The 17,018-nt window shown below is 73.2% G+C and carries 11 protein-coding genes; 7 read left to right on the plus strand and 4 right to left on the minus strand.

Annotation, left to right across the window (positions count from 1 at the left end; translation table 11 throughout):
• Nucleotides 1-202: 202 nt before the first annotated feature.
• Nucleotides 203-4,438 (minus strand): S8 family serine peptidase, encoded by a 4,236-nt coding sequence (locus tag AC069K_RS02420; protein ID WP_478611324.1) that lies wholly within the window; start codon nt 4,436-4,438, stop codon nt 203-205.
• Between the two features lie 91 nt (nt 4,439-4,529).
• On the opposite strand from AC069K_RS02420, the gene AC069K_RS02425 reads away from it, so the two are divergent.
• The 4 genes from AC069K_RS02425 to AC069K_RS02440 all read left to right on the plus strand — a co-directional run bounded on the left by AC069K_RS02425 (nt 4,530) and on the right by AC069K_RS02440 (nt 9,268).
• Entirely contained in the window at nt 4,530-5,477 is a 948-nt protein-coding gene (locus AC069K_RS02425) for a helix-turn-helix transcriptional regulator (RefSeq protein ID WP_358837099.1), read from the plus strand.
• Nucleotides 5,478-5,662: 185 nt separating this feature from the next.
• The gene (locus AC069K_RS02430) at nt 5,663-7,018 is read left to right on the plus strand and encodes an APC family permease (protein WP_478611329.1); all 1,356 of its coding nucleotides are present in this window, start codon (nt 5,663-5,665) and stop codon (nt 7,016-7,018) included.
• Nucleotides 7,019-7,182: 164 nt separating this feature from the next.
• Entirely contained in the window at nt 7,183-8,919 is a 1,737-nt protein-coding gene (locus AC069K_RS02435) for an MFS transporter (protein WP_478611332.1), read from the plus strand.
• Between the two features lie 121 nt (nt 8,920-9,040).
• Entirely contained in the window at nt 9,041-9,268 is a 228-nt protein-coding gene (locus tag AC069K_RS02440) for a DUF5133 domain-containing protein (RefSeq protein ID WP_358837187.1), read from the plus strand.
• Between the two features lie 84 nt (nt 9,269-9,352).
• Here the strand turns inward: AC069K_RS02440 and AC069K_RS02445 are convergent, their stop codons facing one another.
• The 3 genes from AC069K_RS02445 to AC069K_RS02455 all read right to left on the minus strand — a co-directional run bounded on the left by AC069K_RS02445 (nt 9,353) and on the right by AC069K_RS02455 (nt 11,951).
• Nucleotides 9,353-10,513: an oxygenase MpaB family protein gene (locus tag AC069K_RS02445; RefSeq protein ID WP_478611335.1), complete on the minus strand. Its 1,161-nt coding sequence runs from the start codon at nt 10,511-10,513 to the stop codon at nt 9,353-9,355.
• A 114-nt stretch (nt 10,514-10,627) separates the two neighbouring features.
• Complete coding sequence (locus AC069K_RS02450; RefSeq protein ID WP_478611338.1) at nt 10,628-11,683, minus strand: polyprenyl synthetase family protein; 1,056 nt, start codon at nt 11,681-11,683, stop codon at nt 10,628-10,630.
• Nucleotides 11,673-11,951, minus strand: coding sequence for a polyprenyl synthetase (locus AC069K_RS02455; protein WP_358837190.1), 279 nt, complete (start codon nt 11,949-11,951; stop codon nt 11,673-11,675). The genes AC069K_RS02450 and AC069K_RS02455 overlap by 11 nt, the downstream gene beginning before the upstream one ends.
• 250 nt (nt 11,952-12,201) lie before the next feature.
• Between AC069K_RS02455 and AC069K_RS02460 the strand changes: the two genes are divergently transcribed.
• From AC069K_RS02460 to AC069K_RS02470, 3 genes are all read left to right on the plus strand, one after another.
• Nucleotides 12,202-12,825: a PadR family transcriptional regulator gene (locus AC069K_RS02460; protein ID WP_478611341.1), complete on the plus strand. Its 624-nt coding sequence runs from the start codon at nt 12,202-12,204 to the stop codon at nt 12,823-12,825.
• Nucleotides 12,822-14,384 (plus strand): FAD-dependent monooxygenase, encoded by a 1,563-nt coding sequence (locus AC069K_RS02465; protein WP_478611344.1) that lies wholly within the window; start codon nt 12,822-12,824, stop codon nt 14,382-14,384. The genes AC069K_RS02460 and AC069K_RS02465 overlap by 4 nt, the downstream gene beginning before the upstream one ends.
• 143 nt (nt 14,385-14,527) lie before the next feature.
• Nucleotides 14,528-16,999 (plus strand): NACHT domain-containing protein, encoded by a 2,472-nt coding sequence (locus AC069K_RS02470; RefSeq protein ID WP_478611347.1) that lies wholly within the window; start codon nt 14,528-14,530, stop codon nt 16,997-16,999.
• The last annotated feature ends 19 nt before the right edge of the window (nt 17,000-17,018 follow it).

The following is a 17,018-nucleotide window of genomic DNA, read 5'->3' on the forward strand; positions in this document are numbered from 1 at the left end:
GGCAGCGTGTGACAGTGTGCCCGGGGAAGGCACGGCGGCGGGTGACCTCACCACGGCGAGTCCTGGTGCGGCAGGGGGGATGGCTGGCCCGCTGCGCGCTGAACCCCTACGGGCTCGACCGCCTGGAGGAGGGCGGCCGACGGACACGCGGACAGCGGTGGCCCGCCCGACAGGCGGGCCACCGCCTTCCCCCCCCACCCGGTCAGAGCTTCAGGCGGTGCACTCCTCCCTGGACCGTGCCCACGTACAGCCAGCCTCCGGAGGCGGCCAGGCTGGTGGCGTTGAGGTTCTGCAGACCGGTGGAGACGTTCTGCCAGCTGCGGCCGCCGTCCGTGGACCGCAGGACGCCCCGGCCACCGCGCGGCAGGGCGGAATCCCAGTAACTGGTACTGGCCGCGTAGAGGGAGCCGCCCACCTCCTGGATGTCGTTGACGCGCAACGGCAGTTTGCCGGTGTCGGCGGTGCGGAAGGTCCTGCCGCCGTCGGTCGAGACCCTGATGGCGTCGCCGCCGGTCAGCATCTTGGCGCCGGCGAACTCGATGGTGTCCACCCGGCCCTCGGCCATCCTGGTGATGTCGTCACCCCCGTTGTCCGAGCGGTAGAGGCCGTCGGGGGTGCCGAGCCACAGCCGGTCCGGGTTCTTCGGGTCGCCCGCGACGGCGGTGAAGTAGGTCTGGTCGTGCAGGAGGTTCTTCCAGGTGGAGCCGCCGTCCTCGGTGGAGAACAGGCCCTTGCCCAGGAGGTTCGCGTACGAGACGTACACCCGGTCGGGGTCGGCGGGGTGCACCGCGAGGGCCAACACCGTGCCGTTGCTCTCGCCCTTCTGCTGCCAGGTGGCGCCCGCGTCGCCGCTGCGTTCCAGGTGGAAGTCGCCCCAGGCGCCGCTGCGCACCCGCCACACGATCCGCGAGTCCTTGGCGGAGGCCTGGAGCAGCCGGGTCGCGACGCCGAGCCTGCCCTCACCGCCGGTGGTGCCCCACTCGGCGCCGGAGACCGGCAGCCGCGAGCGGTGGGTGCCCTGCGGGCCGGCCGCCAGCAGGCGGTCCCCGCTCAGGGCGAGGGAGTTGACGGTGCCGCCCTGGACGCCGATGCGCCGGTAGTCCTTGCCGTCCGGTGTGCCCCGGTAGACACCGGCCGCGTCCGCGGACACGGTCAGCGAGCCGTCGGCCCAGCGGGTGAAGTCGGAGGTGGTGGACGCGGGGTTGGCGGCCGGGAGGGTGCTCCAGCGGCGGCCGTGGTCGTGGCCGACGCGGATGTCCTTGCCGTAGCCGACGTACAGGTCACCGCCGGTGAGGGTCAGACCCGTACCGCCGTATTCGCCGGTGTCCAGGGTGGCCCAGGTCCTGCCGCCGTCGAAGGAGCCGACGACGCCGGACCCCACCTCGTACATGGCCACGACCCGGCTGTCCGCGACGACGTCGACGGAGACCCGGTTGCCGGTGGGCTCGTACACCTTGGTGGCCTTGCCGAGGGTGCCCGATGCCAGCCCGTCGCGCTTCCACAGCGACTTGCCCGTCGAGAAGTAGACGCTGTCGCCGCCGATCGCCACGTCGTAGACGCGGTCGGCGGGGATGCCGTGGGGTTCGGCGGCCCAGGTGTCGCCGCCGTCCCGGCTGATCAGCAGGTCGGTGGCGGTGACGGCGAGGAGCGTGCTGCCCGCCTCGTCGGTGAGGAGGTCGATGACGCGCCCGTCGGGGGTGTCGAGGGTCTGCCAGGTGCGGCCGCCGTCCTGGGTGCGCAGGATCGAGCCGGTGCGCGGAATGCCGGACGCGCTGTTGGCCGCGTACCACCAGCGTTTGGGGTCGTGCGGGTCGATGACGGTGAAGGCCGGGCCGCTCGCGTCGCCGAGCGGCAGCCTGGTGTGCTGCTTCCAGGTCGCGCCGTTGTCCTCCGTCGACCAGGGGCCCGCCTTGTTGTACTGCGTGAGGACGGCGGCGCCCGGGGCGCTCGGCGCGGTGGTGACGTCGCCGCTCTCGGCGTTGGGGCCGACGGGCTGCCAGCGGGAGGTGCGGCTGCTCCGGGGAGTGACCTCGAAACCGTCGCGGTTGCTGGTCAGCGTCTTGCCGTCGGCGGTCACGCCTTCGGCGGACACCAGGTGGGCGCCCTCGCCCCGGCCGGTGATCTCCGCCTGGTAGACGTTCTCGGTGCGGAGTGTGGTGGTGACGGTGTAGGGCCTGCCGTGCGGCGGGGTGACGGTCAGGACCGGCGGCCTCGCGAGCGGGGCGGGGCTGAGGACGACGGCGGTGGACGTGCCGTCGCTCGGGTCGGGGCCGGTCTGGAGGAACATCTTCCGGACGACGAGGAGGTACGGGACGCGCAGGGCGGCGCCGTGCTCGGGCGTGACCGTGACCGTGCCGGTGATCTCGGCTTCGCCGTCCGGGCGGGCGGCCCGCAGGGTCACCGTCGCCGTCGCACGGGCGCCGGCCGGGATGCGCAGGGTGTCCGGGCTGATCCTCGCCGGGCCGCTCGCCTTCAGGCGGACCGTGCGCGTCCTGGTGCCGGAGTTGGTCACGGTGAGCTTCCTGGTGCCGCCGACCGTGTGCCGGGCGAGGTCGGCGAGGCCGTACGAGAGGGTCGCCGGGGTGGTGGTGATGCCGGTGTCGGCCGTGGCGGCGGCAGCGGCGACGTCGAGGCGGCCGGAGCCGACGGTAATCGTCCCCCCATCCCGGAGCTGCCGGGTGGAGCCCACCAGTTCGGAGGTGACCTTCGCCGGGGTCTCGCCCGGGTGCAGCTGGCGCAGCAGGGCGGCGGAGCCGGCGACGTGCGGTGCCGCCATGGACGTACCCGACATGCGGTAGTAGCCGGGGGCGTACAGGGAGGCGGGGACGGTGGAGAGGATGTCGAAGCCCGGCGCGACGAGGTCCGGCTTCAGACCCCACCGCAGGTCGGGACCGCGCGAGGAGAACGAGGCGATCGCGTCGGTGGCGTCCGTGCCGCTGACCGTCACCTCGACCCTGCCCTTCGCCAGTCGGCGGCCGAGCTCGGCGTACTGGGTGGAGTCCATGCCCAGCATGACGATGGTGTCCATGCGCAGGGAGTCGCCCGAGTCCTTGAGGGAGGTCCGCGCGGCGAGCGGCACGGTTCCGTCGCGGGAGGGGGCCTGGGGCCGGTCGGGTCGGCCGGGCTGGTCCTGGGACTGGGCGCCCGGTGCGGCGTGCACGGGGCCACCGCCCCCGGACGGTCCGCCGATGAGGGCGATCGCACCGCGGCGCTCGGCCTCGCGGGCCATCTCGATCTCGGTCATGTACAGGTCCTGCGAGGACTGCGCGACCAGCATGTCGACCCGGACGGCCTTGCCCTTGACGTCGCCGGCCCGCTCCCAGTCCTCCGCGGTGCCCCGCCCGGCATCGACGAGCGCGGCGGTGACGGGCTTGACGGGCGGGTTCGCGGAGACCAGTCCGCGGTACGCCTGGATCTTCTCGCCGCCCCGGTACGCGGCGCTCGGTATGCGCAGCCCGCTGATGGAGGCGCCGACCGCGATGACGCCGTCGCCGGCGGCCGGGGTGCTCACCGTGCCCCTCCTCGGCCCGTCGTTGCCGGCGGAGGCGACCACGACAACTCCCGCCCTGGTGGCGGCGGTCGCCGCCGCGCCGAGCGGATCGGTGCCGTCCCCGTAGCCGCCGAGGCTCATGTTGATGACGTCGGCTCGGTGCGGATTGGCCGGGTCGACCGCGGCTTCGATACCGGCCACGATGTCGGAGGTGTAACCCTCGCCCGCGTCGTCCATGACCTTGTACGCCAGGATGCTCGCGCCCGGCGCCACACCGGTCACCCCGCCCTTCCCGGCGGCCCGGCCCGCGATGATGCCGGCGACGTGCGTGCCGTGGCCGTTGTCGTCCATCGGATCGGTGTCGCCGTTGGCGAAGTCGTAACCGGCGACGACCTTGTGGCCCTCGCCGAAGCCGCCACCGAGGTCGGGATGGGTGTAGTCGACCCCGCTGTCCAGGACGGCGACGGTGACGCCGTGGCCGTCGGCGCCCTTGCCCGCCGGGTCCTTTCGGCGCCACACCCGCGGCGCGTTGACGAGTGGCACGCTCGCGTCGGTGAGGAGGCGCGCCTTGGTGTCGGGGACCACGGACACCACCCCGGGCAACCGCTTCAGCGCGGTGACCTCGGAGGCCTTCACGGTCACCGCGACCGCGTTGAGCAGCAGGTTCAGGGTGCGTGGCGAACCGGTGTGCACTCCGGCGCCCTTGGCCCGGTCGAGGAACGACTTCTGCCGTCCCGCGACGGCGGCGCGGTCCGTGCCGACCGCCCGGGCGTCGCCGGCGCGCAGAACGCCCTTCCCGGCCGCGGCGGCCGCCCCGGACAGCGTGACGATGACGCGCCGCTCCGGATCCTGGTGGGGGTCCGCCGTGGCGGACTGGGGTACCGCGGACAGCAGTCCGCCGAGGACGGCGGCCGCGAGTGCGGCGGTGAGAGATCTTCGAGGGGTCATGCCAGACCAAGTAATCGGAATCCAGTGGTCCAGACAACGATTTGGCCTGGCCCATTGCTGCCCCTGGCACCTACGGGCCAGGATCCTGATCATGCCCCAGCTGACCGCCGCCGGGATCGACCCCTTCGACGAGAGCGTCTACCGAGCGATCCTGGTCCGCCACACGGCCGCTCCCGCGGAGCTGGCCGAGGACCTGTTCTGCTCCACCGAGCGGGTGGCCCGCGCGCTCGACCGGCTGCGCGAGCACGGCCTGGTGGGCCGGCTCGCCGGAACCCGGCGCCGCTACGCGGCCATCGAGCCCGGCGCGGCCCTGGAGTCCCTGGTCCGCTCCCGTACCGCCGACCTCGACGGCGTACGGGCCGCGGCGGGCGAGCTCTCCCGGCTCTTCACCACGGCCCAGCAGGGCGGCTCCGAACAGGTGGAAGTCATCACCGGCGGCGAGGCGTTGGGCCGCTGGTTCGTCCAGCTCCAGCAGGAGGCGCGCGAGGAGGTCATCACGCTGGACCGCCCGCCGTACGCACTCACCACCTCCAACCCGGTGGAGGCGACGGCGCTCACCCGCGGTGTCCGCTACCGCGCCGTGTACGCCCCGGAGGCCCTGGAGTGGCCCGGGGTGCTGGGCGACATCCGCGAGCTGGTGACCCATGGCGAGCAGGCCCGCGTCCTGCCCGGCCTGCGCATCAAACTGGCCATCGCGGACCGCCGCCTCGCCCTCATGCCCCTCTCCCTCGACTTCACGGCCGAGGTACGCGCGGTGGTCATCCGCCCCTCCGCCCTCCTGGACGGGCTGATCGACTACTGGGAACTGTGCTGGCGCACGGCCACCCCGCTGGACGCGCCCGGCGAGGACCCTCTCGGCGAGGAGGACCGCCAGATGCTCACCCTGCTGGTCAGCGGCCTCAAGGACGAGGCGATCGCCCGCCAGCTGGGCTGGTCGGTGCGGACGATGCGACGCCGGATCAGCCGCCTCCACGAGGAGCTGGGCGCGGCCAACCGCTTCCAGGCGGGGGTGATCGCGGCTCGGCGGGGGTGGATATGAAGGCGGGGCGGCGCGGGGGAGCGCGTCCGGCCGCGCAAACCCGCGGGACCACTGGCCGGGTTTGCCCGCGGACCTTCGCGGTCATACGGCAAGGCAGCCCCGGCCCGCCGTGACGCGCGGTGCCGCCCGGGCTCACGACCGGCCCCCGGGCCCTCCCGCCGCCAGCAGAAAGCCCGTGCACAGACGTGACCACGCAGACAGAGCAACCGTCGGCCGACGCGACCGAAGCCCCCCTCAAGCGGGTCCTCGGCACACGCCTGCTGTACTTCTTCATCCTGGGCGACGTCCTGGGAGCGGGTGTCTATGTGCTCATCGGGCAGGTGGCCGCGGAGTCCGGCGGCGCGGTGTGGGTCCCGCTGGCCGTGGCCCTCTGCCTCGCGCTGCTGACGGCGGCCTCCTACGCCGAGCTGGCCACGCGATACCCCCGAGCGGGTGGCGCCTCGTACTACGCCACGCTCGCGTACGGTCCGTTCGTCGGCTTCTTCACCGGGTACTGCATGCTGGCAGCCGGGATCGTCTCGGTCGCCGCGCTGGCGCGAGGCTTCGGCGGCACCTACCTCACCGCCTTCGTGAACCTGCCCGTGGCGCTGGTCGCCGTCCTGTTCCTGGCGGCCCTCGCCCTGCTCAACGCGCGGGGCATCAGCGAGTCCACCCGGGCCAACGTGGTCGCCACGGTCATCGAGGCCAGCGGTCTGCTTCTCGTCATCGGGCTGGGCGTGTGGCTCGTCGTCGTCCGCGGCGAGGGGGACCCGGGACGGCTGGTGCAGCTCGGCACACCCGGGAGCGGTCCGGTGTCCGCCGCGCTCAGCGGGGCGGTGCTCGCCTACTACTCCTTCGTGGGATTCGAGACGTCCGTGAACGTCGCCGAGGAGACCCGCGACGCCCGCCGCGCCTATCCGCGCGCCCTCTTCGGCGCCCTCGGCACGGCCGGATTCGTGTACGCCGCGGTCGGCGCGGCGGCCTCCGCCGCCGTACCCACCAGCGTTCTGGCGGGCTCCGACGGCCCGCTCCTGGAAGTCGTGCGCGCGGCCGGCGCCGTACCCGAGTGGCTGTTCTCGGCCATCGCCCTGGTCGCGGTCGCCAACGGAGCGCTGCTCACCGGCATCATGTGCTCCCGCCTGGCCTTCGGCATGGCACGGGAACGACTGCTGCCGGCGTTCCTCACCCGGGTACTGCCCCGGCGCCGCACGCCGTGGGCCGCCATCGCCACCACGACGGCGCTGTCCCTGCTCCTCGCGCTCACGGGCGACATCGAGTCCCTGGCCGCGACCCTGGTCCTCCTGCTGCTGGTCGTGTTCTTCACGGTCAACACCGCGGTCCTGGTCCTGCGCCGCCGCGACCGGTCGGGCAACCCGGACCACTTCCGCGCCCCGGCCGCGATCCCCGTCCTGGGAGCGCTCTCCTGCGTCCTGCTGGCCACGCAGATCGACAGCGGGGTGTGGCTGCGCGGCCTGGTCCTGCTGGCGGCGGGCGGAGCCCTGGGCCTCCTCTCCACCGCGCTCTCCCGCCGTACGGCCGCCGCGGTGCGTCGATCACGGTAATCAGGCAATGAACAGGTCAAGCGTCTCCCAACCGGGTCAAGATTCGGGCTCCGGCGGATTTCCCCGGGGCTCATCGGAATAGTCGCCTCGGGAAACAGGTTTGAGTGACACGTACCCGGCCCGGGTGCCGCCGCCGACCTCGTCCCGCCTCCGGAGGCCCCCGCATGCCCCAGCCGACGACCGACCAGCAGGCCGCGCCGCGCGGCATACGCGGTGTCGTCCCCGTACTCGCTTTCGCCGGCATCACGGTCGCGGTGATGCAGACGCTGCTCGTGCCGGTCATCAAGGACCTGCCGGAGCTGCTCAGCACCTCCCCCTCCAACGCCACCTGGGTCATGACCTCGACCCTGCTCGCCGGCGCCGTGGCCACCCCGATCATGGGCCGGCTCGGCGATCTGTACGGCAAGCGCCGCATGCTCCTGACCAGCCTCGCCATCATGGTCGTCGGTTCGCTGATCGCCGGTTTCACCAGCGAACTCCTCGTGATGATCGTCGGCCGCGCCCTCCAGGGCTTCGCCATGGGCGCCATCCCGCTCGGCATCGGCCTGATGCGCGACGAGCTGCCCCGCGAGAAGCTCGGCTCGGCGATGGCCCTCATGAGCTCCTCCATCGGCGTCGGCGGCGGACTCGCGCTGCCGCTCGCGGCCCTGGTCGCCCAGCACACGAACTGGCACGCCCTGTTCTTCGGCTCCGCCGGCCTCGGTGTGGTGGCCATCGTGCTCACCCTCCTCGTCGTCCCCGAGAGCCAGGTCAGGGCGGAGGGCACCTTCGACGTGTTCGGCGCGCTCGGCCTCTCCGCGGGGCTGATCCTGCTGCTGCTCCCGATCACCAAGGGCAGCGACTGGGGCTGGGGATCGGCCACCACGCTCGGCCTGCTCGGCGCGGCGGTCGTGGTCCTCGTCCTGTGGGGCGTGATGGAACTGCGCGTCAAGGCGCCCCTGGTGAACCTGCGCACCACCGCCCGGCGCGAGGTGCTGCTCACCAACCTCGCGTCCATGATGGTCGGCGTCGCCTTCTACGCCATCTCGCTCGTACTGCCGCAACTCCTCCAACTGCCGTCGGCCACCGGCTACGGCCTCGGCCAGTCGATGGTCGTCGCCGGTCTGTGCGTGGCGCCGCTCGGCCTGACGATGATGCTGACCGCGCCGGTCTACGCCCGTCTGTCGGCCAAGTACGGCCCCAAGACCACTCTCATCCTCGGCATGCTGATCATCGCGGTCGGGTACGGGGCGGGGCTCGGCCTGATGAGCGCGGCCTGGCAGACCATCGTCATCGCGGTCGTCGTGGGCGCGGGCATCGGCCTCGCCTACTCCTCGCTGCCCGCGCTCATCGTCGGTGCGGTGGACCCGTCCGAGACGGGCGCGGCCAATGGCCTCAACACCCTGATGCGCTCGATCGGTACGTCGGTGTCGAGCGCCGTCATCGGCATGGTCCTCGCCAACACGTCGCGGGACTTCGGCCCGGTCGCCCTGCCGACCATGCACGGCTTCCGCGTGTCCTTCCTGATCGCGACGGCCGCGGTCGTGGGCGGTCTGGTGTTCGCCGTCTTCCTGCCCAAGGGGCGGCCCGCCGCCAAGCCCCAGCTGCGGGCCAGCAGCGAGGAGGACGCGGCGCTCGAACGGGCCACCGAGGCGCCGGCCGCCTTCCACGGCCGCGTCGTCGGCGCGGGCGGGGCGCCCGTCGCCCACGCCAAGGTCACCCTGATCGACCGCCACGGCCGCCAGGCGGGCACCGCCCGCACCGATGAGAGCGGCCGGTACGCGGTGGCCGTCCCGCAGGGCGGCCCCTACGTCCTGGCCGCGACGGCCGCCGGTCACGAGCCCCTGGCGTCGTCGGCCACCCACCACGGGGGCGAAGGCCCGGTCACGGTGGACCTGTCCCTGGCCACGCCCGTCGCGTAGACCAGGCGTACGAGGGCCCGCGCGCGATCTCTTTGGTACGGAAGGGGAATGAGGGGCGGGAGTGCGGGCAAAAGGGTGGTGCTTGTACAGCCCACGTAGCAGCGACGAGGAGGCACTTCCCATGCTCATGGCGCACCCGGCCGTACTGAACAACCTGGTCGAGCAGTACCTGACGCTGCGAGCCCTGCACGCCGACAGCGGTACGGAGGCGGCGCGCCAGCGGATGAACGACGTCGCTTACACCCTGTGCATCGCGACCGGCACCCGCGACATCGACGCCGCCCTCATCGCCGCCCGCCACCGACTCCCCGGAGCCCGTCCCACCGACGACTCCCTCCTCGCCGCCTGACACTGCCCGGACCCGCCCGGGCAGCCGGGTGCCCAGTGGCCGCCGCGCGGCTCGAAGCAGCCGGTCTCCTCCGCGCAACCGGCGTCAGGAGACCGTGGCGGCCGGTGGTGTCCAACGCTGGTTGCGGGGCGCCGTGCTGGGAATGTCGTAGTCCTTCTTCAACGTGTCCGGGATGGCGTAGTGCATCACGCGTCCACGCGTGAGGGAGGACAGCTCGAGGACCGAGGTGAGGTGGCCGAGGCGGTCCAGGGCCCAGGCGCCGAGCGGCGAGCGGTCCTCGATGGTCTCCAGGACGCCGAGAAGGTGGGGCACGGCCTTCACGAGGGTGTCCCACCGAGTACGGGGCACCTGGAGCCAGTCGGCGCAGGTGTCGCCGACGAGGTGGCGGATGAGGGCCGAGACGATCGGGTCGAAGAGGGTGCCGGGCACGACCTCCTCGTAGAGGTCGATGAGCTGGCGGGTCAGGAGCGTGCCCTCCGGTGAGGGCCCCATGTGCTGGACCATGTACAGGTCGAGGAACCGGCGCGCCTCGTCGAGGGTCTTGGGCACGGCGTCCTGGTCGACGCCGAGCATGGCACCGACGACGCGCCAGGCGTAGTAGTACGCTTCCGCCCCTTCCGCCGACATGTGGATGCCGAGGCGGTGCAGGCTGTCCAGGACGAGCAGGGAGAAGAACATCTGCCCGCCGATCATGTCCTCCTGGCAGATGGGCGTCCCGTAGGTGTCGGTGTCCCAGAGGTTCTCGCGGGCCAGGTGGTGGCGGATGGAGGCGTGCAGGAGGCGGACCTTCTGGGCGGCGGGGATGAACCGGCTGCCGGCCTCGAAGGCGTCGGGCTGCATCAGGTAGACGGTGAACTGCCCGGTCTCCGCCATCCGTTTGGACGGGTACTTTAGCCCGTGCGTGGTCGACAGCAGCTTCGCCACGCGCGGTACGAGATAGCACGCGGGCATGGAGGCGAAGGACAGCGCGGTGGAGATGTGCACGTTGTTGTCGATGAAGAACAGCCGGGCCTTCTCCATCTCGCCCCAGTCGACCCACGTCGGCACCGTTCGCGTGGCCTCCAGATATGCGCGCGCGACGTCGGGCAGACCCTCGGGCAGGGGGGCGCCGACGGTGGAGACGTACCGCATCAGGGCGTTGAACTTGCCCACCTCCCCGCGCTCGAAAAGCGTCGCGACGGTGGCGTCCGCCAGCTCGTCGCCCGCTTGCCGGAGGGCGGACATGGATGCCTCGGTGTACGTCATGGCGGTGTTCCTTCTTCCAGGAGGGGCGTCGACGAGGGACGGGAGGGGCGTGCCGGACTCGCAAGGACAGGTGGCGGGGCGCCGGGAGTGCCGTGGGACGCGCGGACCGGGCGTTCAGGACAGTCGGACGGCCGCCGAATGCGCCAGGGCGGTGAGGGCGGTGACGGCGTGCGCCGGTACGTCCAGCTCGTGGAGGGCGTCGAGAGCCTCCTCGACGCGTGCGCCGATCATGTTCTCGATCTGCTCCGGGGCCCCCAGGCGGCGCATGACCTCACGGACCGCGTCCAGATCCTGTCCGCCCAGGTCGGGTCGGCCCAACAGGGCGCACAGCACGTCTCGTTCGCCCTCGTCGGCGAGGCGCCAGGTCTCCGCCAGCAAAGCCGTGGGGCGCCGGCCGCGCACGTCGTCGATGTTGGCCTTGCCGGTGCGTTCCGGGTCGCCGAACAGACCGAGCAGGTCGTCCCGGAGCTGGAACGCCTCGCCCAGGGGCAGCCCGTACGTGGAGTAGCCCTCGCGCAGCCTGGTGCCCGCCCCGGCCAGGGCGCCGCCGATCAACAGGGGCTGCTCGACGGTGTACTTGGCGGTCTTGTAGCGGATTACCTTCAGCGACACCGCGGTGTCCGGAGGCTCCCCGGTACGCAGCAGCTCCAGGCACTCGCCCGCGATCAGCTCCCGGGCCATCACCGACCACAGCGGACGGGCCCGGGCGAGATACGCGGCGGGCAGGCCGCAGGTGGCGAAGAGCTGCCCCGCCAGGGACATCAGCAGGTCCCCGACCAGCATGGCCAGCGACCGCGCGGTGGCATCCGCGTCCGGGCGCCGCGCCACGGCGTCGCGCAGGGCGGTGTGCGCCGTGGGGCGCCCGTGCCGCAGCGGGCTGTCGTCGATGAGGTCGTCGTGCACGACCGCGGCGGCGTGCACCAGCTCCATGGAGGCCGCGGCCCGCACCAGCGCGTCGCTGTCCGGCTGCCCCACAGCGCGCCAGCCCCAGTAGCAGAACGCCGCCCGTAGCCGTTTGCCCTCCGCGACCGCTGCCTCCACCTGCTGGGCCACCGGCGCGAGAGCCGGGTCGATGGCCGTGAAGTCGTCGGCCTCCTGCGCGACGAAGTGGTGCAGTACCTCGTCGACGCGGGCCTTGAACGTCGCCGGACCCCACTGGTCAGACGTCATCGACGCCCTTACCGGCCAGGACGTGGCGGGCCAGGATCTCCAGATGGGCGGGTGGCACGGACGCGTACCGGTCCAGCACCAGACGTCCCCGTGCGACCAGGTCGTGCTCGGCTTCCGCCGCCACCTCGGCGGCGTCCGAGCGGCGCAGCAGCCCCCGGACCGTCCCCAGGGCCGTGCCCAGCGTGCTCACCGCCAGATCGGCCAACCCGGCCGCCAGCAGGACCGCTTGGCCGTCCAGGCCCTCGCGCCGTTGCGTTTCGTGCGACATACCGTCTCCCCAGCACCAGTCCGCGGCATATTCGAACGGCATGGTTCACGCGCCGCCCCCCAGATGATCGCGTCGTCCGGGCCGTGAAACCGGAGGAACTCACGATCGAGTGAACGCATCGCTCGGCCGTACGGACCGGAACGCTCGGGCGGCGTCGCGCCATTGGGGCCTAGACTTACTCGGATCCGAGTAGTCTGTTCCTAGTACCCTGGTATCGCGGCCGAAGCCGCCGACGCAACTGGAGCCCCCCATGAGCACCCGCCACCCGCCCGCTCCCGCCGAAGGGCAGAAACCCCCGAAACGCCCCGCCAACACGCTCGCTCTCGCCGTACTCGGCCTGCTCCTGGAGCAGCCGATGCACCCTCATGCCATGGCCCGCGCGCTCCGCGAGCGCGGTATGGAGCGCGCGTTCAAGCTGACGACCGGATCGCTGTACGACACCGTCCGCGCGCTCACGCGGGACGGGTGGATCGAGGCGGACGGCACCGAGCAGGTCGGCAACCGCCCGGCCCGCACCGTCTACCGCCACACCCCCGCGGGGCGGCGCGGCTTCACCGAGTGGCTCGACGAGCTGATCCGCGAGCCCTCGCCCGAGTATCCGCGCTTCCTCTCCGCCGTCGGGTACCTCGGAGCGCTGGGCCGCGTCCGCGCCGCCGGGGCGCTACGGGCGCGGGCCGCCGCACTGCGGGCGCGGATCGCGGAGGGCGCCGAGGCCTACCGCGCGGCCCGCGAGGACCACCACGCGCCGCGCCTGTTCGTCATCGAGGCCGAATACGCCGCCGCCATGGCGGACGCCGAGCTGGCCTGGGTGGAAAGCACCGCCGACGAGATCGAGCGCGGGACCCTGACGTGGCCGGAGGTTGACGGACGATGAGTGACGCCGTGGCGAAGGGCGGGGGAGTGAGAGAGGGAGAGGGCGCGGCCGACGGTGTCGACGTGGACGTGGTGATAGTCGGCGCGGGACCCGCCGGGCTGACACTCGCCGGGGAGCTGGGACGCGCCGGGGTCCGGGCGCTGGTCCTGGAGCGGGATCCCGAACCGCCGCGCTTCTGCCGGGGGTTCAACCTCAACGCCCGGAGCCTGGACCTGCTCGACCGCCGGGGTCTTGCCGCCCGCTTCCTCGCCGAGGGGCCGGCCGTGTCCACGACCATGTTCGTCGGTGCTTCCCGCCTCGACCTCGCCGCCATGCGCACGCGGCACCCCTACGTCCTCGGCATCCCCCAGACCCGAGTCGAGGAGCTGCTCGCCGAGTGGGCCGTGGAATCGGGAGCGCGTATCGTACGCGGCCGGCGGCTCACCGGGCTGCGGTCGGACGGTGACGGCGTGACGGTCGAGGCGGACGGCGCGGACGGCCCGTCCACGCTGCGCTGCCGCTGGCTGGTCGGGTGCGACGGCGGCCGCAGTACGGTACGGAAGGCGGCCGGGATCGGCTTTCGGGGAACGCCCGCACGGAAGTTCACCCTGCTCGGCGACGTGCTGCTCGCCGACCCGTCCACCGTCTCGTTCGGCCCCAACGCGGGCCCCGAGGGACGCTCGGTCTTCGCGATCCCGCGTCCCGGCTACGTCCGTCTGGTCACCGCCGACCCGGCACCGCCCGCGGACCCGCACGAGCCGGTACCGCTCGGCACCTTCCAGCGCGCGATCGACGCCGCGTTGGGCCACCGGGCCGAGATCGCCGAGGCCCTGTGGCTGACCCGGTTCGGGGACGCGGCACGGCTCGCCGACCGGTTCCGGGCGGGCCGGGTACTCCTCGCCGGGGACGCCGCCCACATCCACCCTCCGGCCGGCGCCATCGGCGTCAACGCGGCGATCGACGACGCCGTCAACCTCGGCTGGAAGCTCGCCCTGGTGGCACGCGGGCAGGCGCCGGACACCCTGCTCGACACCTATCACGACGAACGCCACACGGCCGGTGCCCGCCTGCTCCGCAACACCCGCGCGCAGACGGTGCTCGCCGAAGCGGATGGCCGAGACGACCGTCTGGAGCCGGTCCGCGAGCTGCTCTCCGAGCTGGCCGAGTCCGAGGACACGGCCGGGCCGTTGGCCGAAACGATCACCGCTGTCGGCACCCGTTACCCCGCCACCGGAGATCCCCGGCACCCCTGGACAGGACGGTTCGTGCCGGACATCCCGCTGGGCTCCGACGGCGAGGACAGCCTCATGGCGCTGCTGACCCGTACAGCCGGGGGCGCCCTGCTGCTCGGCGGTACGTCAGCCGTACACGCCCTCTCCGCCGCCGCCCGCCCCTGGGCGGACCGGGTCACCACCGCCCGTACCCGCCCGCGGGGACTGGAGCACGCCCAGGCGGTCCTCGTCCGTCCCGATGGGCACGCGGCGTGGATCGGCGCGATGTCCACGCCGGTGGAGGCGGCGGCACACGAGTTGCGAGAGGCTCTGGCGCACTGGTTCGGGAGCCCGGTGGCAGCCTTGTGACGACGCAGGAAGGAGGTTCGGGCCGGAACGGACCGAGAGCGGCGCAGCGGCCGCTTCCCCGTGCGCCGCGTCGTTCACCCCCTGGTGTGGTGGACGCGCCGACCCGACGTCTTCCACCACCCCGGTAGGCCACCCTTCGTCGCATGAGTGGCTTCGTCCCCGGAGCGCGCGTGCGGCGCACCGGGATCGTGTACCTGACCCTGCTGGCCGTGGGCACCGGGGGAGCGCTTCTGGTCGCCCCGCGGATGGAGGACCCGGCGTCCGTGCTCGTGGCGCTGTTGCCGACCTGGGCCGGCGCCTATCTGGCCTGGAGCGCCTACCGGGCCGACCGGGCCGAGGCGGTCGTGGCGTGTGGCGACGCCGAGGTCGCCGGGCGGCTCGCCGACGCCGTGCGGCGGCAGTGGGAGGCCGAGGCGGCGATACGGAGCCTGGCCGACCCGTACCCGCTGCCCGTCGCCTGGCGCGGTGCCGACGCGGATCTGGCCGATGCCTCGGACTCCGAAGTGCTCGTCGGGAGGGACGACGAGATCGCCGACGTCTTCACGCGGCGCGTCCCGTCCCGGCGGCTGCTGGTCCTCGGCGAGCCGGGGTCGGGCAAGACCCTGCTGCTGGTGCGGCTGGTGCTGGCGCTGATCGAACGACGGCAGGCCGACGACCCGGTGCCGGTGCTGTTCCCGCTGGCCTCCTGGGATCCGGCGGCGCTGGACCTGCGTACGTGGATGGGGCGCCGGCTCGTGCAGGACCACCCGGAGCTGGGCGCTCGCGCGGCCGACGCGTACGGGGAGGTCACCCTGGCCGACCTGCTGCTGGAGCGGCGCCTTGTCCTGCCGGTGCTCGACGGGTTCGACGAACTGCCGCCCGAAGCGGGAGCGTTGGCCCTGCACCGGATCAGCGAGGCCCTGCCGTACGGCTGCGGCCTGGTCCTGTCGAGCCGTCCCGCCGAGTACCGGGCCGCCTTGCGGCCGTGCGGCGCGGTCCCCGCCCGGCTCGCGGAACTGGCCGGCATCCACCTCCAGCCGCTGCGCGCGGAGGAGGTCGCGGACTACCTGCGCCACGATTCCGGTGGACCGCGTACCCCGGCCGCCGAGCGCTGGAGCGCGGTGACCGGGCGGCCGGGTGACTCCACGCCCGTGGCGCGGGCCCTGACCAGCCCGTTGATGGTGTCCCTCGCGCGCTTCGTCTACAACCCCCGCCCCGGGGAGCGGCACGAGCGGCTGCCGGACCCCGGCGAGCTGCTGCGGCTGGAGTCCCGGACGGCCGTGGAGCACCACCTCCTCGACGCCTTCGTCGACGCCGCGTACCGGCCCCACACCCGCCGCCCCGCCCGGTGGAGCGCGGACCGGGCCCGCCCCGCCCTGCGCCACCTCGCCCGGTACATGGAGCGCGGACGCGACGGAACCGCCGAACTCGCCTGGTGGAAGCTGCGGCACGCCGCTCCCACCGCGCTGCCGCCCGTACTGGCCGGGGTGCTGCTGGGCACGGTGGCCTGGCTGCTGGAGGGCACCGGCATGGAACTGACCCACCACTTCACCCCGGACGGCGCACCGGTGAGCTGGGACCAGCGGGGAGGTCTGGGGGTCATGGCGGCCGGGATCTGCGGCGGTCTGGCGAGCGGTCTCGCGGCAGCCCTCACCGCCATGGTGCTGTGCGTCCTCGCCGCCGCCCCGGCCGTCACCGCCGAGCTCGTGCTCAACCGCCTGGCCGACGGAGCCACCCTGGCCCTGGCCGGGGTGATCATCTCCGGTGTCGCCTTCGGCGGTCTGTCGCGCTTACGACGGCCCGCCGACTGGGACCGACGGGCCCTGGCGACCGCGCTCGTGGGCGCCGTCTGTTACGCCGGGGCCTTCGGCAACGGCTGCGGCACGGTCCACGCCCTCCTCTACGGTGTGGCGGCGGCCGCGGTCGACACGGACGGCGGCCGCACCGAGCTCGCCTGTCCGGCCGCCCGGGTGCGCCGGCACTGGAGCGGGCAGAGCCTCGGCCGCGGACTCCAGGCCGGTCTCCTCATCGGCGGCAGCATCCTGCTGGAGGGCCTGCTCTCGGACGTCATGTCGGGCGGCGACGGCGTTCAGTACATCGCCCCGCCCGATCCGCACGCGGCGTTCTGGGCGGCCGTGCAGACGGGCGCGGTGTTCGGCGTGGCCTGCGTACTCGTGCACGGCCTGCGTGCCGTCCCGGTCGACCTGGGCACCTCGGTCGACGCCCGCGTCCTGCTCGCCAACGACCGCCGCACCCTGGTCACCTGCGTCCTGACCGCGACGGTGGTCGGCGCCACGAGCATCGGGGTCCAGAGCTGGTGTGCCGTGCTGACGGGCTCGACACGCGTGTGGGGAGCCGAGGCGGCCGGCGGCCCCGTGTGGGGGTTCGTCGTCGGGCTCATCCCGGCCGTACTGACCGGCCTGGCCATCGGGATCCGGCAGTCCGCCTGGGGCCACTACACCGTTGCCCGCGGGTATCTGGCCCTGCGCCCCGGACTGCCGTACGACCTCATGGCGTTCCTCGCCGACGCCCACGACCGGGGCGTGCTCCGACGGGTCGGCGCCGTCTACCAGTTCCGGCACATCGAGCTGCAGCACCGGCTCGCCGCCGCCCGGGAAGTCGCGGGTGAGCCGTGAGCCGTAAGCGGTGACCGCT

This window comes from Streptomyces sp. NPDC043908 (genome assembly GCF_056435525.1).

What these genes read in the sequence shown, in the direction of transcription:
- AC069K_RS02420 (WP_478611324.1), bottom strand. Translation starts at nt 4,438, where the DNA reads ATGACCCCTCGAAGATCTCTCACCGCCGCACTCGCGGCCGCCGTCCTC.
- AC069K_RS02425 (WP_358837099.1), top strand. Translation starts at nt 4,530, where the DNA reads ATGCCCCAGCTGACCGCCGCCGGGATCGACCCCTTCGACGAGAGCGTC.
- AC069K_RS02435 (WP_478611332.1), top strand. Translation starts at nt 7,183, where the DNA reads ATGCCCCAGCCGACGACCGACCAGCAGGCCGCGCCGCGCGGCATACGC.
- AC069K_RS02440 (WP_358837187.1), top strand. Translation starts at nt 9,041, where the DNA reads ATGCTCATGGCGCACCCGGCCGTACTGAACAACCTGGTCGAGCAGTAC.
- AC069K_RS02445 (WP_478611335.1), bottom strand. Translation starts at nt 10,513, where the DNA reads ATGACGTACACCGAGGCATCCATGTCCGCCCTCCGGCAAGCGGGCGAC.
- AC069K_RS02450 (WP_478611338.1), bottom strand. Translation starts at nt 11,683, where the DNA reads ATGACGTCTGACCAGTGGGGTCCGGCGACGTTCAAGGCCCGCGTCGAC.
- AC069K_RS02455 (WP_358837190.1), bottom strand. Translation starts at nt 11,951, where the DNA reads ATGTCGCACGAAACGCAACGGCGCGAGGGCCTGGACGGCCAAGCGGTC.
- AC069K_RS02460 (WP_478611341.1), top strand. Translation starts at nt 12,202, where the DNA reads ATGAGCACCCGCCACCCGCCCGCTCCCGCCGAAGGGCAGAAACCCCCG.
- AC069K_RS02465 (WP_478611344.1), top strand. Translation starts at nt 12,822, where the DNA reads ATGAGTGACGCCGTGGCGAAGGGCGGGGGAGTGAGAGAGGGAGAGGGC.
- AC069K_RS02470 (WP_478611347.1), top strand. Translation starts at nt 14,528, where the DNA reads ATGAGTGGCTTCGTCCCCGGAGCGCGCGTGCGGCGCACCGGGATCGTG.